We start from the raw sequence: 21120 nt of genomic DNA, 5'->3' as shown, positions 1-21120 counted from the left end.
AGCGATACCTGGAAATCATTTGGATCGGAGGCCAATTCAATGCTGAGCACGAACAACAGAATTGACACCTACAGCGATCAGATACGCGCCTTTCTGGCGTCAAATTTCTACGTGGCCGACCCGCGTGCCCTGGAGGTTGAAACGTCGTTGCTCGACCAGGGCATCATAGACTCGACTGGAGTGCTTGAAGTTATCGGCTTCGTCGAGGAGACATTCGGCATCACTGTCGAGGACAGTGAACTTCTGCCTGAGAATTTCGATTCCATCCAGGGAATTGCACGTTACGTGGTGAGCAAGGAAAACTGATCGCCGGGCGATGGTAATAAGGGCGTCTTCCCAACCGAGCGCGCAAACCCATGGCGCGGCTCACGCTGGCGTTCTGGCTCGTGCACAAACCACCCTGGCTTCACCAGCATTGTTCGCAACCGTGCGAATGCTCTCGTAGCCTTTGGAACGTTCAACCAAACTCATGACCTGCCGGTCCTGGCCAAGCCCGACCTCGAAAAGCAGCATACCACCTTGCCGCAGATAGCGCCGCGCCTCCTTGATCACCCGCATGTGAATGCTCAGGCCGTAGGGCCCGGCAGCGAACGCCTCACGTGGTTCAAGTTCCATCAAATGCGCGCGGTCGTTTTCGAGCCGCTTCTCGGAGATGTAAGGCGGGTTGCAAACGACCAGATCGATCGTGCCTTCGAGCTCCAGACCCGAGAAGGAATTGAACAGGTCGCCCTGCAGCACCGAAATGCGTCCGGCCAGGCCAAGATGGGCGACGTTCCGGCACGTGGTTTCTACACAGCTGTCAGTGAGATCGCTCGCCCAGACGCGCGCGGTGGGGACCTTGTATCCAATGGCGCAGGCGAGATTGCCTGCCCCGCAGCACATGTCGACGACACGCGGGACCGGCCGATTAAGTTCACGCAGCACATTGAGGGCGGTGCAGCCGAGCAATTCCGTCTCCGGGCGAGGGACGAGCACGCCGGGCGCGACAACCAACTTCAGTCCCATGAAGTCGGTGCGGCCGGTGCTGTAGGCGCTGGCGACATCTATTTCACCAATCACGACAAACCCGCTTTCTTGATTTTCCCATGCTCGATTTCTCAGGTCGCCCATGTCTTCATGCTGTGAGGCGAGGCATCAGCCTCATCGTTCCCGGCTAGGTTCACGTCCGCGTAGCTACTGGATCGCCGCACTCTGCAGGTCGCTGCTGAACCTCACCTCGATCGTGTCTCCAGGCGCGACCTCAGTGTCCTGGTCGACCGGTCGACTTCTCGACGCGTCGCCGGCCCCGCCGGTTATTGTGATCCGCGCCTGGAAGGTTTCGCCGGCGACCGGCAGTGGAAGAGCGGACGCCCCTGATGGCTGAAGCTTCTGGCTGGCTGCGTGGAGCCTTGCAGTGGTCTCGGCGAGGCGAAGGTCGGTGTCCCTCAACTCGTTCAGAAGGCCGATCCTTCGTTGATTTTCATTGCGTTCCTGCTGCCTGACGAAGTCTTCCTGCTGGCGTCGCGTTCTCATGAGTTCGACCGACGTCTCGAGCGCCCGGCTCGACGACATCAGCACGGCACGTCTGACGTCGGCGAGCCTGCTGTTGGTCAGGTTGCCCGATTCGAACGATTTGGTGACCCGCGCCAGATCGTCCTCATCCTGTTTCACCGCGGCCGCTTCCGTCTGCTCGCGCTTGAGCAGAACCTCGACCTCAGCCTCGGCATCCTTGGCGGTCTTGTCGAGATAGCTTTGCTCCTGTTGAAAATTGTTCAGCGAAATTCTGAGACCCTCCGCTTCCGCCTGCGCGACCGCCGATATCAATGCATTCGACAGGGGCGAACCTTGCGGCGGCTGCATGTCAAATTCTGCCTGGTTCTGAAGTTCGGCGCGGATACGGGCGCCATGAAAGTAGTCCCTGATATAATCCCCCCAGATCGACTCGTAGTCGCGTCGCAGATCAACGGGATCAGGTCCGCTTTGGCTTGCCCGCGACCGCAGAAGGCTGAAACCGCCGGCGACCGCAATCGCCTGCCGGACTGTCATGAGTGGCCGGTAAGCCTGCTGCCCTGGCGTCAGCACATCGCCAGTCACGTAGATCGGCCGGTACTCCGCGATCACGGCCGTGACGTCGCTCGGCTTGATGACGATCATTTGCTCCCGTCCATCAGGCAGACGCTGGTGGACGATCTTGGTTGGCAGCACCGCTTCCATGCGCGTCTGCAATTCAGCCGGCGTCAACCCGCCAACTGGGATCATCCCGAACTCGGGCAGCGCGATCGAGCCATCCATCTGGACAATCGCGCGTTGCGTTCGTTCCGCTATGGAGGCAATTCCTATCTCTACCGTGTCGCCGGGGGAAAGCTTGTAGGCCACCGGCGCTTCAGCCGCGGCTGCGATATCCAGGGCCAGGCAGCCGGCAAGCGCTGCAAAGAAAATTCGGCTAACGAAGGCCATTGATGGCAATCTCCCTTTAATTCAAGCTCGGCTGCTGCGGCCAATCGAGACGGGCGACGAATTCGTAGACCGGCCCACCAGGCACCCCCCAATTGCTCGACCAGATCACTTGCGACCCATCAGGGGACGGTGAGGCATGTGTCTCGCTCCAATAGTCAAATGGAGCGTTTCGCGTCTGCACGATGCGTCGGACCTCCTGACGACCGTCAACACGCAGCGCGATCACTTCGCGCGTGTATGGCGCCCAGTTTGGATGGCTCCGAACCTCATCGGGATTGCCCCCGTAACTTATAAATGCCCATTCGGGCCTGTCCAAAGCACGCAGCGACGTATGCTCGGCCTCACCGTACTTCGTGAGCGACGTGACCTTTCCATCGGACAGCCGACGCTTGATCACCAGATATTCGTCCGGAGCGGATTTGCTGGTTCCGACGTAAATCTCGCTACCATCCGCATCGAGAGTCAAATCGCCATGGCCGGGCCGATGATGGTCCTTCCACCTCTGGCGCAGGGTGCCGTCGACTGCGAAAATGGCTCGCTGCTCGGTGCCGTCGACCAGGTTTTGGAAACACAGGATGTTTTCTCCAAGCGGAGAAATGGTGCAGGAACTGGTCGTTCCGGCAACCTGGGCGAGATCGATGTCCGGGTATTTCAGACGCCGGTCGATGTCGTATGCGAAGACGACGGCAGCTCCATCATCGCGGGTCGCGCGTACGGCAATGCGGTTGCCGTCACGACTAGGATTTCCCTTGGACGGGCCGAATTCGAGATCCCGATATTTCGTTGCGGCATACACTATGTCCTCACGATTGGTGCGGGGAGCCCAAGTCGAGATCTTTTGACCGTCGACACAGATCATCATCTCCGCCTTTCGAGGGCGCCATTCGCACTCACCCGACTTGTTGCGGTGAAACAAAGGGAGGTAGGTTTTCCCGTCGAGGAAACACATGCCGTTGCAGCCGTTCATGAGGACGAGGAGGCTCTGATCCGCATTCCACGCTTGCGCGCTCGAGTATCGGTGACTGCAATATATCTTGCCGCAGACAATTCCGCTGCCAAGAGCTCCGGGCTGGGTAATCCGAGTAAAGCTGATCCCTGTCGCCGGATCAGTGACAGGTTTCAGGTAAGCGGGCAGATCCATTGACGGCTCCGTGCCTGCCGCACCGCTCGGCCGGTTTCCGGCTGTGTGCAGCGCCAGCAGAGCGGCCATCAGCAGCACAGCCGGTATGAGCCGCGGAAAGGTCATGTCATATAGCTCATTTCACGACGGACGCGGCCTTCGCTGAGGCGCGAGCGCCACCACTCGATGGTCCTTTCCAGACCATCACGCAGGCTCGTATGTGCCCGCCATCCGACTTTACTTTCAAGGTTTGAGGAATCGGCGAGCAACGCACGAACCTCGGAGTTCTGCGGCCGCACCCGGCTTTCATCGCGGCGGACCGGTTTCCTGGTGCCACTCAACTCGAGCACCAACTCCAAAACGTCCGAGACACTGGCGGCGCGCTGGCTGCCGGCATTGTAGGCATGGCCAAATTCAAGCTTGGCCGCCCCTGCCGCCACAAATGCCGCCGCAGTGTCTTCCACAAAGGTAAGGTCGCGGATAGGGCTGGTGTCGCCGACCATGATCGCCGAACAGTTCTCGTCCAGAGCCTGCCTTATGATGGTCGGCACGATGGCCCGCTCGCTCTGGCGCGGCCCGTATGTATTGAACGGTCGCAGGATCACCACCGGCACATCGAAGGACCTGGCATAGGACGCCGCCATCATGTCCGCGCCGATCTTGGATGCGGAGTAGGGGGATTGTCCCTGCAACGGGTGGGATTCGTGGATCGGCATGGTCAGAGCGGTGCCATAAACCTCGCTTGTGGACGTATGCACAATGCGCTCGGTTTCCCAGTGGCGTGCCGCTTCGAGGACATTCACGGTACCCAGCACATTGGTTTCCACATAGGATTGGGCAGCCGCATAGGAATAGGGAATCGCAATCAGCGCAGCCAGATGAAACACCACCGCCTGGCCGCGCACGATCCGGTTGATGAAGGCGCTGTCACGAACGTCCCCCCGAATGCACTGCAACTGGCTTCGAACGTGGTCGGGCAAATCATCCAGCCAGCCATGGCTGTCGAACGAGTTGTAGAGGGCCAGTGCCGTGACATCGGCACCTTCGCGCACCAGCGCTTCCGTGAGGTGGGATCCGATAAATCCATCCGCACCCGTGACCAGGACCTTCCTGCCGTGATAGTTCACGACCGTGCACTCCTTCGATCATGTGAGCCGTCAAACTGGCGAACGAACAACAATCCATTCATGCCAAACTCTCCTCACTTGCCAACTCTACCCACTTGCCGCGGGAGGCAGGGACACGCCGAAAACCGCCCTGAAGCCCCGCATTATCCAGACGAGGTCCGATGCAATGGTGCGCCGCGGATAGTAGGCGAGGTCGATCGTTGCCTTGGCCGGGAACAGGACCTCTCGATAAAACAGGAGCGGATCAAGGGAGGGCGGGTAAAAACAGGCTTCGTGACGGAAGAGAACCTGGGTTGGGCCGAGCAGGCCAGGCTTCCACTGTAGGACAGCTTCATTGCCGCCGCGGAAACAATCGGCGAAGGCAAGGCTTTCCGGCCGCGGCCCGACAATTGCCATGTCCCCCGTGAAAACGTTCCACAGTTGGGGCAGCTCATCAAGTTTCGTTGCCGCGAGAAAACGGCCTACCCGCGTCATGCGGCTGTCATCGTTCATGGTCAGCGCAAGGCCGAAAGGATCGGCTGTCGTCTTGAATTTGCGGAACTTGTACATGCGAAACGGTTTTGCGCCGGCACCCAGGCGCGTCTGTGCGAAAAGCACGGGCCAACCGCCCTCGACAAAGAGTGCAACGGCAATCAGGAGCATCAGTGGAGCGAGTACCATTCCCGCTACTGCGGCGAGGATGATGTCCATAGCGCGTCTGGCAATTCCGTGGCTGGTGCCAGCTACGGCGGGCCGATGCATCGTCACGTCGAGTGCGTTCATGCCGCGGCTCCCGCCCGCCCGCTGCCTTCAATCGCCGTGGCCAACGCAACAACCACCGACTCGATCGCACTTGCCGTAATTTGCGGGTGTAGTGGAATCGTCAATTCCCGCTGCGCGAAGTCCTCGGTCTTCGGCAGATGGATTTCAGTGAACATCTGGCGATAAAGCGTCATCTGGTGCACGGGCGTATAGTGGATTGTGGTCTGTATACCCTTCGTTCGCAGATGGTCGATTACCGTTTGCCGGTCGACGTCATGCGGCAGGAGGACAGGCATGATGTGGTAGGCCGAGGTCCGCGGTTTGCCGAACGGGACTGTCACAGCCGAGCAATAATCTGCGATCAGACGCCGATAGAGGACGACCAATATGCGCCGGATTTCATTCCATTCCTGCAGGTTCTGAAGTTGGACCAAGCCGATAGCGGCGCGCAATTCGTCCATGCGATAATTGAAACCGAGCATCGTCACGTCGTATTGCGGCGTGCGGCTGTTCAGCCGCTGATGTGTGCCACTGGTCATCCCATGTCCGCGAGCCTGGCGGATCGCTTCACGGAGCTGTGCATCCCGGGCGATAACGGCCCCGCCTTCCGCGGTGGTCATGTTCTTGTTGCCGTAGAAGCTAAAGGCCGCGGCCGCACCGTAAGTCCCCACCTCCTTAAGGCCGGGAGCATGCGCGGCATCCTCGACGATATGCAGTCCTCGCACACGGGCAAATCTCTGCCATTCTTCCCGGTCGGCGAGGTAGCCGGCAAAATGGACGAGAATGACTGCCTTGGTGCGTCCGGTGCACTTGGCTTCCGCGTCGCTTAGAGACATCAGTGGCACTTCGGCCGACTCTATGTCGACGAATACCGGTGTTGCTCCTACGTAGAGCACTGCATTCGCGGTCGCCACGAAGGTCAGCGAGGGAACCAGCACTTCGTCTCCAGGGCCGATCCCAAGTGCATGGAGAATGAGATGCAGGGCGGCGGTGCAAGAGCTGACGGCGACGCAATCGACCGCATCATGCACGGCCGCGAAGGCCTCTTCAAAGGCTCGTACCTGGTCCCCCATCGTCAGCCACCCACTGTCGACAACTTTGGCCAGGGCCGCCTTTTCCGGAAAGCCAAGAATAGGAGCGCTGACCAAGAGCATTACGACCTCCTCATGTTGGCGCGGCCGAGCGTTTGGCCCTCAAGCGGCCGCTGCCGAGACCTCGATCGATGCGGACTGCTCTTCCCAGGCAATGGTTTGTGCGTTTTGAAAATCTTCAACGCGTCCGATATCCAGCCAAAGCCCATCATGTTTGTAGACGTGCACATTCGTGCCGTTTTGCATCATCTGCAGCATGAGGTCGTCGAATCCGAAGGCGATACCGTCAGGTATAAAACGGAAAACATCTGGGTTCATGCAATATATACCCATGCTTACCAGATGAGATAGAGTCGGTTTTTCACGAAATACTTTAACAGTATTGTCGATCTCGTCGATGACGCCGAAGTCCATCTTGATGACGCGGGAAGCGGTGGCTATGGTGACTGGATCCGTGTGAGTCCGGTGTGATGCCACAAACCGGCTGAGACTGAGATCGGTAAGTACGTCCCCATTGAGAACAATGAACGGCTCGTCCAGTTCCTCCCTGATCAGGGAGAGCGGGCCGATAGTGCCGAGAGGTTCCAGCTCCTGGGTATAGCGTATCCTTAGATTCCACTGTGATCCGTCTCCGCATACGGTGCGGATCAAGTGCCCCAGATAGCCGGTCGTGACGTAGACTTCCTGAATGCCGTTCCGTCGCAGCCACTTCAAAAGCAATTCAAGAACCGGTCGAGCACCGATCGGCATGAGAGGCTTGGGCAAGATGGATGTGAAAGGCCGAAGGCGTGTTCCCATTCCACCGCACTGAATGACCGCTTTCATCTCGTCCTCCTATTGATACGACTGTCGCGGTGTGATGGGTCCAGCCCACCGGCCGGAAGGTACGCCAGTGTTGGTTTCGCCTCTCCGGGTGCAGCGATGGTAAGTGGCGCCCGAGAAGGCGTCGTCGTGCATTTGAATGGCACTTTCCCGGCGTTTTGATTTCAATATTCCAGCCGGCAGGGCATGGGCGCGGCAGGGCGGTCAATCAGAGCTGGGAGCTGTAGCCGCTCGATTGGCAACTGCTGTGCGCATGTCCGGCGCCGGTAACGACCTTCTCGGAAGGGCATCGCTACCGTTCGTACGAAAAAAACACTTTGCTATCTGGCCCTGAAATGTGTGCGATTGTAAGCTATATTAGCAGGTTGAAATGTGCGGATGGGCGGCGACGAGCGTCGACATACGGGGGATCAGCGGGCGGCTGATCTGTGTTGGGTCACCGTACAGTCCATCCAAAGGGAGGGTTCGGCAGCTAGGGACACATGCGGGCTGCCAAAAGGTGGGTGGTTCATGTATCGTATTATCATCGCCGATGATCACGGCTTGTATCGTCGTGGGCTGCGACTGGCATTGATGGCCGGCATTCCAGACTTGGAAATATTCGAAGCGGCGTGTTTTGATACCGTCATAAGCCTGCTTGAAGATCAGGCGCCCGTTGATCTCGCCGTCATCGACCTGAACATGCCAGGACTGTCCGGCCAGGACGATCTTCGCGACGTCTTACCGGCTCATCCCGACACACGGTTTGCAATTGTTTCAGGGACCGATTCACGCGCCGAGATTCTAACTGCCCTCTCGATTGGACTTCATGGCTATATCGTAAAGTCCCAAACGGACGAGGAGGTGGTCCTGGCGGTGAAGGAAATCCTGGCCGGCCGTATTTACGTTCCGGCACTTCTTTCACAAAGGTCCAAGGAGCCGGTACGCCTTCCATCCGAGGCTCCCACGCGAATGCCCCACAGGACCACCAGCGTCAACAATCTGGGCAGGCTTACGTCCAGACAGAAGGAAGTCCTCAGGTTGATGGCCGAAGGTTACTCGAACAAAGAGATTGCCCGCTCTCTTGAAATTGCAGAAGCGACGACGAAGATTCATGCCGCCGCCGTCCTGCGCGAACTTGGGGCACGAAATCGGACAGAGGCCGCGGTTCTGCTGAAGACATGGGCCGCCAGAGACGTCAACTAGCGCCGATTGCTTTTGGCGGCAGCCGGACCGAATATTTCAGTCCGTGAGCCAGCATCTCAAGCTTGGAAGAGTGACCCACGATAGGCTCACCGTCGGCTCCAATGATCAACGACCCAAAACCGCGCCGAGCCGAGGTGGAGACCCGGCGCTCTCCCGATTCCGACCATTCAAACACGATGTCGGCGCCGGGCTCCTGGGCTGTGAATTGCCACATGACCTCGATCCGGCCTGCCGGAGTGCCGAGAGCCCCATGCTTCACGGAATTGGTCGTAAGCTCGTGAACGATCATTGCGAAGCTCTCAGCCGAACCCTCTGCGATTTTTACTTCGGGCCCACTGATCGAGATGTTGTGCGTCCCCATGTAGGGCTGCAATTCCTGAACGATGAGGTCGCGCAAGGACGCCGACAGGTTGCCATCGCGTGAAAGAAGCAGATGCGTCGCCTGGAGTGCGCCGATTTTTTGGATCAGTGTCTGCTTATAGCGGGCGATATCGTTGTCGGGGGCACTAACCATATTCACAAGCGCCGTGATCACCGGAAACAGATTGTTGAGCCTGTGGCGCTGTTCAAGCATGGCCCGCTCTCGCTTCTTCGCCGCAGCCCGCAGCAGAATGGTTATGCGCCGATCGGTGACATCCGCGGCGACTCCTATTCGCTGTGCACGACCATCGCGCAATTCGTCCCGTCCGCGAAGAGCAATCCAGCGGATATGTCCGCCAGCTCGCCTGATGCGGATCTCCGCGTCATAGTTGGCGCCGGATGCAAGCTCTCCCGGGGCCGTCAAATTAGGCAAGTCGGCTGGATGAACGACCGCAGCCAGTTCCTGCAGCGGACGGCTCGGCGCGGGTGCCAGTCCCATCATTTCCCAGAACGCGGCCGAGCCGTTCACGGATCCGCTCTCGAAGTCTATGCGCCATGTTCCCAACCGGCTGGACGACAGCGCCAGGTCCAACCATTCCTTCTGAGCCCGGAGTGCCTCGCGGGCGGTTCGCTCTCCCGATATGTCGTCCACCATTACAAAGATGCTTTGAGGGAGAGCATCAGCTGGCACGGCCAAAGACAGCGCCAATCTTGTCCACAAAACCGTGCCGTCCTTTCTCAGGAGACGGATCTCCGAGCCGAACGAAGTCGTGTCTTTGAGGCGAGTCAATGCTTCCGCCAAAGTGTGGTTGTCGTCAGGATGGACGAGTGCCCTGACTGGCAAACTAGAAAGCTCCTCCTCGGCATACCCTGTCATCTCACAAAGACGTTTGTTGGATCGTTGCAACTCTCCGTTCTCGCTCATATTGGCAAAGCCGATAGCGGCACGTTCAAATGCCCAGCGATAACTGTTTTCGGTCGCCTCCAAGGCCACGAGTCTAGCCTCTGCAACCCGCAAAAGGGTGCGGTAGTCCTGCCTCTGCCGGTGGAAAGTCAGGGCGATCATCCCCCCTGCAACCAGCAGCAGGATGGCCCTAATCCAAACGTCGACGTCGGTTGGATTGTGAAGGACATCCCGCGCCAACAAGCCGACAGTCACCATCACAAACGTTGCCGCAAGGGCAATCAGGCGATCTTCGAGATATGAGATGGCAATAATGGTGGGAACAAACTCAAAAAAGCCGATGTCGTATGCCATGGAGGCGGGCAGCGCTGTCTCGACCGCAAGTGTCGCGACCAGGAGCGACATCGAGGCAAGGTGGGTTAGCAACTTGCCTGAGCTGTTCGGATGCAAACTGAGCGAATGCAAACGCATGTGCCAGACTATAACCTTCTGACTAGTCCGTCGAGATTAGACCGAAAAGCGTACAGACTAGTCCGACCGCAGGATTGTTCCCCGGGATTGTAGCGCGCATTTTGTCCGTTGTCGGGGGCGGATCGGACCGCAACTCTCCAAGCGACCTGACTGACATGTTTAAGGCACCTCCTGACAGGGAGGCGTTGCCGTTTTGCGGGAGGTAAGAAAATGGCACTGGTTGGTAGGCAGCATGATGGAATTCTTGGTCGCCAATATGGAAGTTTCGGGGGAAAGCCCGTCTCGGCCTTGAGAACGCAGGGTGGCCATAGTTCCGCCTGGCACCAAGCACCACAAAGGTTCGACGGCGTGGCTGTCGAGCCAAAGCAGAGCAGCCTTGCATCTGTTGTGAGAATGCTTGATCGCATCGGGTGTGGCTATCTGATCCTGAACAGCGACAGGAAGGTCATGGAGTGGAATTCAGCCGCTCAAAACACCTTGGAGCGCGAGGGCGAGGCAGCTGATACGGCCGGCAAGGTGTCGGTTGCTCTGAGGCGGCTGATCGCAAACGTGCCGGGGAATTTTCTTCCTGGCACGCTTTCATGGGTGGTGATCCGCGGTATGGGCGACAGGCCCTTGATTTTGAACGAGAAGGGCATAGCAACGCCTGACGCGACGAGTATCGTGGCGCTGCTGGATCGTGAAAACAGGTCCGGGCCAAATCCCCAGACGCTGCAAAGAATGTTTGGTCTGACGAGTGCCGAAACGCAACTCGCGCTGCGCTTGGCGCAGGGCGATGCCCCTTTGGAGATAGCCCGCAAGCGGCGCTTGAGCCGGACCACGATAAGGTCACAGCTGGCGTCGCTCTTCGCCAAGACCGAAACACGGCGCCAGGCGGAACTGGTAGCTCTTCTTGGGCGCATATGCGTCTTGCCGTGAGGTAACGGCCGTACCATGCGCGCGCGCAACAGGCTTGTGCGCGCGCAATCTGTTGCCGGCGTGCTTGTCCGCCAGCCTCACCCTACCGCCGTCGTGTGCGCACCCGGCCCAATCTTGGGCGGATTGCAAACACGTGGTTAAGCACGTGCCAGCCCGCCACCTTCATGACGGAAGGCCGGAAGATCTGAATCCCGTCCAGGAACGTGGTCAACCAGGACTGCTGGTGGAACCTCATGGGAATACGAGCAACCCGCAATGCCCGCAGCAATGTCTCGGGAGGCGGGAGATGGTTGCGGTCCTTGATGAGATTCCAGTTAAGCTGTTTGACGGCGAGGGTCACTTCGTCGACCTCGCGGAAACTCTTTGACGTTGTAATGCTTGGATGGTTCGTTGCATCGTAAAAGGTAAGCGGATCGCTTATCGCCACCATGTCCCCATGGCTGGCTAGATCCACGAAGAACAGTTGATCCACTCCGGCCGGAATCTCTTTGTGCGTGCGCATCAAGCAGCCGGCACGAATGACGTCGCTGTTGATCAACAATGTGGATGGAATAATCCCCAGGCAGCGTGTCGCGCGCACCAGATAGAGGTCCATCAGGCACTGCTGGCTGGAATAAAGCGAGATCGGTTCCTGCTGCTTGGGGACTTGGCGAAATCGCACTCGCTTGTCCTCGATTATGTTTGCGGCTGACGTCATGAAGGCGACTGAGGGGTACTGTTTGGCAATTTCGGCGAATGTCCTGAGTGCACCTGGCGCAAGCCAGTCATCGTCATGTAGCAACTTGATCCATCGTCCGGAGCAAGCCAGCATAGCGTTGTTGGTGTTCTCCACCTGACCGCGACCTCGACTGTTTTCGATGATGCGGATGCGAGGTTCGCTCCGTGCGTAGTCGGTCACGATAGCCCAGGTCTCGCCCTCCGGCCCCTCGTCGTCGCTCACGACCAACTCCCAATCGGAGTAATCCTGGCCCAAGACGCTGTCGATCGCCCTGCGGATCGTATCCGGTCGACGAAAGGTTGGTATCCCGACCGAGATAAAAGGGCGTGACCACGAGAGATCGGCCCGGTCATGCTGGGTGACCGCAACTGCCGCTTGAAGGTTGTCAACCGACGACGAATTCATGGTGTTTTTTCCTCGAGACATTCATGTTGGATGCACGTTGCAGCGCCTGCTGGTTGAGGGTCGTGGGTCAACAGATACAGTGATGCTGCCATTTTCAGAGCGAAACCCGACGCGCCGCCGGCGGCCATGAAATAGATGACGGTGACTGGCTGCCAGCCCGCCTGGGCGCCGGCGAGCAGCGGGCCAAACACGAGAACCGCCCGTGCGAGGTCGATGACCAGTCTTGTTCCTTGCCGCCGTAACAGAGCGGGAACGTCGCTGAGCGGAGTCGACAACGCCTGTGCCGCGCCCATCAGCGCCAGTGCGGTCATGATTTCCGCAGTGGGCATCCAAGGCTCGCCCAGAAGCGGAACGACCACATAGGGCGCGGCGAGGCCGAGCAGCAAGATCGGCACCGCGGTAAAGGCGGCGGCCAGCAGGAGAAGCCCGCGCGCCACACCAAGCAGGTGTCCACGATTGCTGTTCCGGTTTGCTTCGGCGACAAAAACATTGCTGAGCGGTGTGGCGATCAGCGTCACCGGACCGGTGACCAGCCGCGCGGCCACGCCCAAATATCCGGCAAATGCGGTGCCGAACAGCCCGCCGACAAGGACTGCTGGAAGATTGTTGATTGCTATGCTCGCGAGCGTTGCGGGAATATCGAACAGAGGAAATTTGTATTCCCGCCGAGCCTTTTCCAATACCGCACGCCAAGGTGCCCAGGCGATGCCACGCAAATCCTCCCAACTCATCACCCGATAGCCGATCACCCCGATGAAGACGAACTGGCTTAAAATATGGGCATGGATCATCGCTTCACCGCCGAGTTCGGCGATGCCGAAAGCCAATTGCAGTGCAGCCATGCTCGCCGGCAGGATCAGGCGCCCGAGAGCAAAATCGCGCAAAAGCCCGGCACGCAGACTCCAGCAGTTCATGGCTTCGACCAGACCTGCGCCTCCCATTCCAATCGGAATGAGCCAGGCGAGCGAGCCGAGGCGATTGGGAGCAAGGTTCGACAGCATCTGTCCGGCCGAAAAGGCCAGGACGGTCGTCACGAACACAGCCAAGAGAATAAGCTTGACCGTCACATAGGCCTGCGCGTTCCCCTTGACCCCATAGAGCGAAGCCTCGAAGCGCAATGCCGCGACCCCGGCGAGTATGTTCACGATCGACAGATAAATCGTAAAGATGCCGAAATCGGCCGGCGAATAGAGCCGCGCCAAAACCGGGATTGCGGCAAGAAGGGTGAGCTGGCCGACAATCGCCATTGCCGACACTCCGCTTGCTGCACGAATGATCGAGCCGATCGGGCTCGGCCGAACAACGATGATGGCTGTGCCTGCCGCAGGAACCGTCTTGGGTCTCAGAAGGTCGCTTGGTGCCATCGGTTCGCGCTTCCGAGGGAGGCAAATATCGGGGATTGCCGCAGCCTACGATGCACACCGGACCTTGCCATCATTCACCTGAATGACGCGCTCTGCTGACAGGCTGCACCGTGAATCGTCCTGGCCGCTCCCTGGATGAACCGCCCCAGGATCGTCCGTAGCCCAAGGACGAGCCTGTGGCCGTCATGCTATTTGCTCGCGCAAGAGGTCAGCGCTGTCCTCGAGCCGATATCCGGCATGTTTTTTCAGATTCACTCGCGTGAGGACACTGCCAACAGGTATCGCAAGAGAACCGTTGCCCTGAAGGAGTTCCAGCACCCCGCGAGCGAGGGTGCGTGGCGTTTTCCTCCACCGGATGGCGAAAAGAACCACGTCCGCCCATCCTGGCAGAAATTTGGCTTCCGGCTGCCCCAGCGCCGACGGCAGGTTTATGATCACGATGCGATAGGTCGCGTGCAGATCCGCCATCACTTTGCCTCCGTCCTCGCATGATAGCAGCGCCAGCAGGTCGTCCGACGGAGCGGCGGTCATTACGTCGATCCCGATTTCATGCAGCCTGGCAACGGCACCTTCCAGGTCGCAGCGATTGCAAACATAGTCAGCGAAGGAATGGCGGTTCTTGCGTTCGCTGAACTGGTGCAGGAACTCGAGCGTGAGCTGAACGCCCTTGCGTTCAAGATCGACCAACAGAACTCGACCGCCCAGTCGCGTGCCGGCGAGCGCCAGGCTCCACGCGAGCTCGGTCCCGCCATCCTGCGGCACGCTGGAGGTGACAAGCGCCGTGTACGACGAACGAGCCCTTAGCGCATTTGGTGCCGCCGCAATCAGCAACGACGTCACGGCGCGGCTATATGCGGACCTGCGCTCCCCCAGCACGAGGTTTCGCAGTTGTTTGGCATGCATTCCGCCTGCTTCGGGAATCTGCCCCACACATGGAACCTTGAGCACCGCTTCTGCCTCGGCCTCGCCACGGAAAGTCCGGTCAAAATGATTGCGCATCGTGACGTACATCGCCCCCAGAATGGCGAATAAGATCATCCCAGGGGGAACAAGGAAGATGGCTGGCAAGGTCTGCGGGATAGTCGACGGCCAAGCAGCGGACAGGATGGAAATTCCAGCTGAGGGAACTCCGATACGCCGCGTCAAATCCTGTTGTCGACCAAGGAGTTCGTTATATCGCTGGGTCAGCAGGCTGACCTGCGGCTCGAGAGCCCGCAAACCGGAAAGCCGGCTGGCGGTGTCGGCCATGACCGCATCCAGGATGTTCTTTCGGCTTTCAAGAGCGGCGATCTGTGCACGGAAAATGTTTGCATCGGCAGCAATCTTGTCGACGCCTTGTTCGATCTTGCTTTGCATCGTGGCTCTGAGTTCCTGGTCTGCCGGCGCGAGAGCCTGTCGAGCCGCAAGGTCGGCAAGTTCAGGCGCGCCAATAGCTTCGGCCAAGGCGGTGAGAGAGGCCCCATGCTCTCGAAGCCCCTGGACGTATCGAAGCCGAGATTCCACAGCGGCGAGGTCCGCCTTTGACATCGACAATTGCTGGCTGAGGTCGGCCCGTTCCCTGGCTGCATTGTCAGCCGAGCCTTGGTCGATGGCTCCGTGGCTCAGCCGATATTTCTCAAGGCGGTCTGCCGCTGCCTGCAGATCATTTTGCAGCCCGGGCAAACTGGCGGTGATCGCATCGAGCTCTTGCTGGTCGGATGCCTGCCTTTTTTTCGCTAGGGAGTCGACATAAACCTGAGCGAATGTGTTGGCCACGAGCGCCGCCCGCGCGGGGCTGTCATCGGCAAAAGCGACGGAGATTACTCTCGATCGCAGCTCCTGCCCGACCCGCATGCCTCGCCGCAAATCTCTCAACTCGGAGGCATCCTCGGCTTGTGGACCGTTGGCTGCCTGGTCCGCCCCTGGCCACAGCCAGTCCAGTAGACCGCCGGCAAGTGAGCGTGTCCTTGGGGGAGGGGTGGCAGACGGTTCAAGCCGGGAATTCCTGCTCGCGGAATTGTCCTGTCCGGTTTCCGCCGCACCTGTCTTGCGCAGTGCCGCCATGACGCGGCGCAGGTGATCTTGCGACGATAACATCGTGATGTGGTCATCTATGCTTGAATCAACGAGGTCCTGCGAAGACGGGGCGCCGACGGGCAGTGAACCGCGCGAGGGGGCGTCGACGATAAGCTGGGTTGTTGACTCGTAGAGAACTGGTCGAAGGCTTCCCAGCAACCCCGCCAACAAGCCGCCCAACACAGCGAAGGCAACAATAGACCATTTTCTCCTTGCCAGAATCACGAAGAGTTGGCGCGACGCGGTGGGCGGCTCGACATACTCACGCAATGACCGCACGGGCACTCTGCCTTCGAGAACCGGTGCTGGTAGTTGATTGACCCGTGGCAGCTGGATCGGGCTGATTGCGGAACCTACCATCTTACACTCCTGCCAGGTCGCGTTCATGAGTTGGGCCGGTTTGCTGTGCTTGCCGATTGGCCTTGCTCCGCCAGGCCTGGAACATCAACGCGGACCACAATTCGCGCGAGCGGTTATGGCCATCAATGTGATCGCGCCAGCAGGCGTCGATCTTCGCGGTGTCCAATACGTCACTGCTTTCGGTTCGCATGTCGGCGAGAAGATCGGTGGCCCAGTTGCGCAGCGGACCCCGCAGCCATGCAGCGATAGGGACATCGAAGCCTTGTTTCGGACGCTCGATCAGGTGCTGCGGGAGATAGCGGCGTAGCAATTGGCGAAGGATCCATTTGCCGGCGCCATCACGAACTTTCATGTTGGATGGCAGCCGCCAGGAGAATTCGACAACGCGGTGGTCAAGCAGAGGACACCGACCCTCAAGGCTGTTGGCCATGGTGGCACGGTCCAGCTTCACCAAGATATCGCCAGGCAAGTAGCCCGCCATGTCATCGTACAGAAGACGGGAGAGCAGGTCGTCAAGCGGCGGACCGCCGTAGCCGTGGGTTGGTTCGGTCGGCCGCTGATATCCAAGGTTTTCAGCTTGTGGCCGCGCCAGCCGCTGAAACAATTCGTCTTCGTTCGATGCCGTGAGCAGCCGGGCGAGGCGTTCCATTCGGTCGCTCCGGATAAAATGCCTCGCGCTCGCAGAGAGCGGCAGTTTGCCAACGGCATCGTCACGTCCGGCGCGTGCGAAAAACCCTGCCCCTGCCGCCAAGGTTCGGCGCAGTTGTCGGGGCAGGCGCAGGTGCCGTTTCAGCCGCTCCGCCATAAAGTGGCGGCCGTATCCTGCGAAGCATTCGTCACCACCGTCGCCCGACAGCGCTACGGTGACGTGCTGACGAGCGAGCCTGGCAACGAGCAAGGTCGGTATTTGTGATTCATCGGCGAAGGGTTCATCCCAGACCTGGGGCAACTCGGGAATGACGTCACGTGCGGCGCTTGGCGAGAGGTGAAGTTCGGAGTGGTCGGTACCCAGATGACGGGCAACGGCCGCTGCGTATGGAGCTTCATCAAAGCCGCCCTCTCCGAACGAGATCGTGAAGCTGCGAACCGGCTTGCAGGATTGGGCCTGCATCAAGGCGATCACGGCTGAGCTGTCGATCCCGCCCGACAGGAAGCCGCCCAGAGGCACGTCGGCGATCATACGTTCCCGCACAGCCAGCCGAAGCCGGTTGTCCAGTTCGTCAACCAGATCTTCGTCGGTGCCGATGGCGGGATTCCGTCGCCCATCGGCAGCGACGGCAGCCAGCGACCACCAGCGGTGAACGCATCGGGAAAGACGGTCCGCGCTGCGGTCTTCGGCAAAATTCGCCGCCGTGACGGAAAGGACAGAACCAGGCGGCAGTTTGAACACGCTTCGCCAGATACAGCGATGGTCCGGCACCCATCCCGTCGAAAGCATTGCCGCGGCGGCATTAAGATCAAGGTCGGGAGAAAAGCCCGGAAAGCAATTGATCGCCTTCAGCTCAGACGCGAAAACCAGCGCATCTCGGGTCGATGCGACATAGAGGGGCTTTTTGCCCATTCTGTCGCGGGCCAGATGCAGGGTTCTTGTCTTGAGATCCCACAATGCGAAGACGAACATACCGGCAAAGCGATTGAGGGCGGCCTCAAGCCCCCAATGCTCGATTGCGCAGAGCATCACTTCGGTGTCGCTAGCACCTTGAAAGGTTTGGCCCGCACACTCGAGTTCGCTACGCAAATCGCGAAAATTGTATATCTCACCGTTGAAGGTGATCACGTACCGACCGCTCGCGGAATGCATCGGCTGGTGCCCGGCGGCTGACAGGTCGACAATTGCCAACCGCCTGTGGCCCAGTGCGATTCCAGCTTCGCGGTCGATCCAGAGCCCCTCGCCATCCGGCCCCCGGTGACGCAGCGATGCAGTCATCCGCCCGATCGCTCCAAGCGGCTTTATGTCCAGAGCGTCCGAAGCCAATAGAATTCCCGCGATCCCACACATTAGGCCACCCTCGGTTCAGCAAGCTGCCGCCGAAGTGCGGTCGGATTTCCGGCAACGAGGCAGAAAGCCAGCGAAAACCACACGATCGGGTGGCGGATGATCAGGTGAGGCATGCTGAAGATTATCGTCGATCCCCCGAGCACCAGCAGGGCGTCGAATCCCGCTCGCCAGGCGGAGGACATGGCGGCGCCCACGATCCAGACCAACGCCATCACGGCAAGCAATCCGCCCTGCAGGTAAAGGTCGAGAACGGTGTTATGCGCCTCGAAAGGTCGCTGTAGAAATTGACGGTCGGCCACGGGAGGCCGCTCGAGGTGGGGGCCAGGGCCCAGTCCCAGGGACCCGGATTTCAATCCTTTTTCCACAGCCTCCTGCCACAGATAAAGCCGGAGTTCGAACGTTTCGACGGTCGCTTCCCCGCCTTCGTCTTTGGTAAGGCTCTTCGCAAAATTGGCGACGCTGGTCTCTTCGGTGAGCGCGTACGGCGTCATTGCAAGCGCTAGAGGGAAGGAGCCTGCCAACAGCATAATTGCCGCCAGGCGGGGCATGCTGGCGCGGCCGCTCGTTGCTATCCATGCACGAAGCCGCAATCCGATGAAGATGAGGCAGCTCAGGATGCTGGTATAGAGATAGGTGTCGCTCTTCGTCAGTCGGCCGACATAGAACGTCAGGAGCAGGCATGAGAATGCTAGCAAACGAGCCCATGGGTTGCGCGTGGTCGTGGCAAGATGCAAAGCCAGCGGGCCAAAGAGCGCGCAATAGAGCGCGAGTTGGTTCGGGTTCTCTGACCAGCCGCGGAACCGGTCCCAATACCAGGGATCGACGCCGGATTGGTGGATCGCACCATAAGCCAAGCCAAGCTGTATCACAAAGGCTCCATTGGCAAACGCGACCACGTACCATGCGCTGCGGCGCAGATGCCGATCGGCGTCCGGCTCCGCCGCGGCCAGGCACGTAAAGCTTGCCAGCAACACATATGCCATAATGTCATGTACAAACCCGGTCAGATAAAGAACGGTGGTCAGGTAACCGACGATCGTGCCGATCCCCAAAGCGAGCGACAGGAGCAGCCAGAAGCTCGCCAGTTGGACAAAAGCGGGTGTGAGCTGGAGACGACCGCCAGCGAGTATTCGTCCAATCGCCAGCACGATCCAGATCGCGATGAACAATTCGCCATAGCCGAGCGGCAATCCCGGAACGCCTAGTTGCGTCGCATAGGACATAGCAACCCCCAGGGCGAGCAAGGCGTCCCGGATCATTGATGTGCCCCGCCTCGGTGATTTGCGAGGCCGCCTCCAAGCCCAACGGCAGGGAGCGGTCGCATGTGCCCCGCGCGGAGTGTGTTGTCGTAAAGGTCGCAGTACTGGTCGACCACCAGCGGCAGGGCAAATCGCTTCCGGACAAGTTCAACAGAACGGGCGCCCATCGCCTTGGCCGCCGCGCGGTCGGACAGCAAGTCTATTGTTCGCGAGGCGAGGGCATCGGCATCATGCGGCGCAACCAGGTAGCCGTTCCATCCGTCTTCGACGACGTCGCTGCAGCCTGGCATCCTTGAGGCCACGATGGGCAGTCCCGCCAGCCCCGCCTCCAGCAATACACGCGGAACCCCTTCGCGATACTGAGTGGGAAAGGCGAATACATCGGCCATGCCAAGGAGGTCGGCGACATCGCGTCGTGGACCCAAGGCCAGCACATGAGGTGCATGCCGATCGAGTTCCGACTTGTCGATTGCGAATGAGCCTTCGGATTCTCGTGGGCCGACGAGCACAAACCGTGCCGAGGGCCTTGCGGACAGAATGCGAGGGACCGCCTTGAGAAGGGTCGCCACGCCTTTCTGGCGCGTCAAACGGCCGACGAAGATCACCACTTCGGCGGACTGAAGGCCGAGGTCCTTTCGCATCTTCGTTGCTGAGGACCCGAGATGGCGCACCGTTGCGAACGCGCCGACATCGATTCCGGAACTGCGTATCAGTCGCGAACTTCCGCGACCGATCAGCCGAAAGCGCTCGAAGAACAGTTGGTCGTCGCTATTTTGGAATACGGTCGCTGCCGTCCAGGAAGACGCAAGCCATTGCAGTGCGCAATAGACCGGACGCAAGGCCAGGGCTCGAGGCTCCAGCGATGAGAACGTCCATCCCAGTCCGTTGATGGTGCGAATGACCGGAACAGTTCCCCGTACCGAAAGGGGCGTTAACAGATTTGGCTTGGTGTCGAAGCTCTGGATGATGTCAGGCTGAAGCTCCTGCATCAAGCGGCGCATCGTTCCGAGAGTGCGCCATTCCCCGCCTCCGCTTGCAAAGCGGTCGAAGGAGAACCTGTGATGCGAAATGTCATGCCGTAAAAACGGTACGGGAGAACCGCTCGAGACCGCCGTAACGCGAAAGCCTTTCTCTCGCAGCGCGATGAGGAAGGGAACTCTCAAGGCGTGATCCTCGCCTCCCACGCAGACCAGGTGCGGGTTCATCTGCCTCTCCCAAGCGCACATGGCCGATTGGCTCTCGATGCTGCCATGGCCCGGTTTAATCACCTCTGAGCGCATGCCGCCCGAGTGCACGCTAGGGGGACACCAGGTGCCTGTCCTCGTCCGTTTGAATGACACCAGTGATGTTTGGAAGGGTGGCGACCAGCGAGGCGAGATTCCCTCGCGATTGCCGGAGCGTTCATGTGACTCGTGTCTTGCGGGATGAGCGCGGTGCTTGCCTGAGCCGGTACGGGTGGCCGGTCTGCATCACCTTGGTTGTCCAAGGTTTTCGAGTGTCCAATTGCGGCGGCGCGGTGCCTGAGCTCCGCGGTTCGCTGATGGCAAAAAATCTTTGTGGTTGCGCTGGGCCGTCAAGCCGGCCCTCGGCCTGCGTCGCCCGGTCTTCAGGACGGAACCCGCACGTCAGCTGTTGGTCCACACATCCGGAACATCTGTCGGGGGGGGGCCCGCGCGGCGGCCCCGCGGGAAATACAATGATTGGTGGGGGGGGGGGCGTGGGGAGAAAAAAAAGAAGAAGCGAAGGGAACTAAAAGCGTGAGGGCCGGGCATGTTCTGAGTTGGT

The 21120-nt window shown here is 59.6% G+C and carries 17 protein-coding genes; 3 read left to right on the top strand and 14 right to left on the bottom strand.

Annotated features, from left to right (window positions below):
* Positions 1-39: 39 nt before the first annotated feature.
* A complete protein-coding gene (locus NKJ37_RS20685; RefSeq protein WP_013533122.1) occupies positions 40-306 on the top strand; it encodes an acyl carrier protein in 267 nt (88 codons plus the stop codon).
* A gap of 60 nt (positions 307-366) precedes the next feature.
* Here the strand turns inward: NKJ37_RS20685 and NKJ37_RS20680 are convergent, their stop codons facing one another.
* The 7 genes from NKJ37_RS20680 to NKJ37_RS20650 all read right to left on the bottom strand — a co-directional run bounded on the left by NKJ37_RS20680 (position 367) and on the right by NKJ37_RS20650 (position 7340).
* Complete coding sequence (locus tag NKJ37_RS20680; RefSeq protein WP_050592622.1) at positions 367-1110, bottom strand: N5-glutamine methyltransferase family protein; 744 nt, start codon at positions 1108-1110, stop codon at positions 367-369.
* A gap of 63 nt (positions 1111-1173) precedes the next feature.
* Positions 1174-2436, bottom strand: a complete 1263-nt coding sequence (locus NKJ37_RS20675; protein ID WP_023808954.1) for a polysaccharide biosynthesis/export family protein — start codon at positions 2434-2436, stop codon at positions 1174-1176.
* A 16-nt stretch (positions 2437-2452) separates the two neighbouring features.
* Positions 2453-3682, bottom strand: a complete 1230-nt coding sequence (locus NKJ37_RS20670) for a hypothetical protein (protein WP_352774867.1) — start codon at positions 3680-3682, stop codon at positions 2453-2455.
* Entirely contained in the window at positions 3679-4683 is a 1005-nt protein-coding gene (locus NKJ37_RS20665) for an SDR family NAD(P)-dependent oxidoreductase (protein WP_023808953.1), read from the bottom strand. Before NKJ37_RS20665 ends, NKJ37_RS20670 begins: the two co-directional genes overlap by 4 nt.
* Positions 4684-4770: 87 nt before the next feature.
* Complete coding sequence (locus NKJ37_RS20660; protein ID WP_023808952.1) at positions 4771-5445, bottom strand: sugar transferase; 675 nt, start codon at positions 5443-5445, stop codon at positions 4771-4773.
* Complete coding sequence (locus tag NKJ37_RS20655) at positions 5442-6578, bottom strand: DegT/DnrJ/EryC1/StrS family aminotransferase (protein WP_023808951.1); 1137 nt, start codon at positions 6576-6578, stop codon at positions 5442-5444. Before NKJ37_RS20655 ends, NKJ37_RS20660 begins: the two co-directional genes overlap by 4 nt.
* 39 nt (positions 6579-6617) lie before the next feature.
* Positions 6618-7340: a nucleotidyltransferase family protein gene (locus NKJ37_RS20650; RefSeq protein WP_023808950.1), complete on the bottom strand. Its 723-nt coding sequence runs from the start codon at positions 7338-7340 to the stop codon at positions 6618-6620.
* 507 nt (positions 7341-7847) lie between these two features.
* On the opposite strand from NKJ37_RS20650, the gene NKJ37_RS20645 reads away from it, so the two are divergent.
* Positions 7848-8522, top strand: a complete 675-nt coding sequence (locus NKJ37_RS20645; protein ID WP_023808949.1) for a LuxR C-terminal-related transcriptional regulator — start codon at positions 7848-7850, stop codon at positions 8520-8522.
* Here the strand turns inward: NKJ37_RS20645 and NKJ37_RS20640 are convergent.
* Positions 8515-10257, bottom strand: coding sequence for a PAS domain-containing protein (locus NKJ37_RS20640; protein ID WP_023808948.1), 1743 nt, complete (start codon positions 10255-10257; stop codon positions 8515-8517). The two genes, NKJ37_RS20645 and NKJ37_RS20640, sit on opposite strands and share 8 nt — an antisense overlap.
* A 210-nt stretch (positions 10258-10467) precedes the next feature.
* Here NKJ37_RS20640 and NKJ37_RS20635 point away from each other — a divergent pair, with 210 nt between their 5' ends.
* A complete protein-coding gene (locus NKJ37_RS20635; RefSeq protein ID WP_031212340.1) occupies positions 10468-11175 on the top strand; it encodes a helix-turn-helix transcriptional regulator in 708 nt (235 codons plus the stop codon).
* Positions 11176-11257: 82 nt separating this feature from the next.
* On the opposite strand, the gene NKJ37_RS20630 is transcribed toward NKJ37_RS20635, so the two are convergent.
* The 6 genes from NKJ37_RS20630 to NKJ37_RS20605 form a co-directional block, all read right to left on the bottom strand.
* The gene (locus NKJ37_RS20630; protein ID WP_023808946.1) at positions 11258-12298 is read right to left on the bottom strand and encodes a glycosyltransferase family 2 protein; all 1041 of its coding nucleotides are present in this window, start codon (positions 12296-12298) and stop codon (positions 11258-11260) included.
* Positions 12295-13662, bottom strand: coding sequence for an oligosaccharide flippase family protein (locus tag NKJ37_RS20625; RefSeq protein WP_023808945.1), 1368 nt, complete (start codon positions 13660-13662; stop codon positions 12295-12297). The genes NKJ37_RS20630 and NKJ37_RS20625 overlap by 4 nt, the downstream gene beginning before the upstream one ends.
* A gap of 183 nt (positions 13663-13845) precedes the next feature.
* Positions 13846-16077 (bottom strand): GumC family protein, encoded by a 2232-nt coding sequence (locus NKJ37_RS20620; protein ID WP_352676100.1) that lies wholly within the window; start codon positions 16075-16077, stop codon positions 13846-13848.
* A gap of 1 nt (position 16078) precedes the next feature.
* Positions 16079-18076, bottom strand: coding sequence for an asparagine synthase (glutamine-hydrolyzing) (asnB, locus tag NKJ37_RS20615; RefSeq protein ID WP_352774865.1), 1998 nt, complete (start codon positions 18074-18076; stop codon positions 16079-16081).
* Positions 18076-19335, bottom strand: coding sequence for an O-antigen ligase family protein (locus NKJ37_RS20610; protein ID WP_352440666.1), 1260 nt, complete (start codon positions 19333-19335; stop codon positions 18076-18078). The genes asnB and NKJ37_RS20610 overlap by 1 nt, the downstream gene beginning before the upstream one ends.
* The gene (locus NKJ37_RS20605) at positions 19332-20540 is read right to left on the bottom strand and encodes a glycosyltransferase family 4 protein (protein ID WP_128302536.1); all 1209 of its coding nucleotides are present in this window, start codon (positions 20538-20540) and stop codon (positions 19332-19334) included. Before NKJ37_RS20605 ends, NKJ37_RS20610 begins: the two co-directional genes overlap by 4 nt.
* Positions 20541-21120 lie beyond the last annotated feature (580 nt).

Source organism: Mesorhizobium sp. M0140, from assembly GCF_040322475.1.
In the GTDB taxonomy this organism is placed as follows: Bacteria; Pseudomonadota; Alphaproteobacteria; order Rhizobiales; family Rhizobiaceae; genus Mesorhizobium.
This window is presented reverse-complemented; position numbering and strand designations above follow the sequence as displayed.

Excerpts from the sequence above, each read along its gene's own strand:
- NKJ37_RS20685 (WP_013533122.1), top strand. The coding sequence starts at position 40 with ATGCTGAGCACGAACAACAGAATTGACACCTACAGCGATCAGATACGC.
- NKJ37_RS20680 (WP_050592622.1), bottom strand. The coding sequence starts at position 1,110 with ATGGGCGACCTGAGAAATCGAGCATGGGAAAATCAAGAAAGCGGGTTT.
- NKJ37_RS20675 (WP_023808954.1), bottom strand. The coding sequence starts at position 2,436 with ATGGCCTTCGTTAGCCGAATTTTCTTTGCAGCGCTTGCCGGCTGCCTG.
- NKJ37_RS20670 (WP_352774867.1), bottom strand. The coding sequence starts at position 3,682 with ATGACCTTTCCGCGGCTCATACCGGCTGTGCTGCTGATGGCCGCTCTG.
- NKJ37_RS20660 (WP_023808952.1), bottom strand. The coding sequence starts at position 5,445 with ATGAACGCACTCGACGTGACGATGCATCGGCCCGCCGTAGCTGGCACC.
- NKJ37_RS20655 (WP_023808951.1), bottom strand. The coding sequence starts at position 6,578 with ATGCTCTTGGTCAGCGCTCCTATTCTTGGCTTTCCGGAAAAGGCGGCC.
- NKJ37_RS20650 (WP_023808950.1), bottom strand. The coding sequence starts at position 7,340 with ATGAAAGCGGTCATTCAGTGCGGTGGAATGGGAACACGCCTTCGGCCT.
- NKJ37_RS20645 (WP_023808949.1), top strand. The coding sequence starts at position 7,848 with ATGTATCGTATTATCATCGCCGATGATCACGGCTTGTATCGTCGTGGG.
- NKJ37_RS20640 (WP_023808948.1), bottom strand. The coding sequence starts at position 10,257 with ATGCGTTTGCATTCGCTCAGTTTGCATCCGAACAGCTCAGGCAAGTTG.
- NKJ37_RS20635 (WP_031212340.1), top strand. The coding sequence starts at position 10,468 with ATGGCACTGGTTGGTAGGCAGCATGATGGAATTCTTGGTCGCCAATAT.
- NKJ37_RS20630 (WP_023808946.1), bottom strand. The coding sequence starts at position 12,298 with ATGAATTCGTCGTCGGTTGACAACCTTCAAGCGGCAGTTGCGGTCACC.
- NKJ37_RS20625 (WP_023808945.1), bottom strand. The coding sequence starts at position 13,662 with ATGGCACCAAGCGACCTTCTGAGACCCAAGACGGTTCCTGCGGCAGGC.
- NKJ37_RS20620 (WP_352676100.1), bottom strand. The coding sequence starts at position 16,077 with ATGGTAGGTTCCGCAATCAGCCCGATCCAGCTGCCACGGGTCAATCAA.
- asnB (WP_352774865.1), bottom strand. The coding sequence starts at position 18,076 with ATGTGTGGGATCGCGGGAATTCTATTGGCTTCGGACGCTCTGGACATA.
- NKJ37_RS20610 (WP_352440666.1), bottom strand. The coding sequence starts at position 19,335 with ATGATCCGGGACGCCTTGCTCGCCCTGGGGGTTGCTATGTCCTATGCG.
- NKJ37_RS20605 (WP_128302536.1), bottom strand. The coding sequence starts at position 20,540 with ATGAACCCGCACCTGGTCTGCGTGGGAGGCGAGGATCACGCCTTGAGA.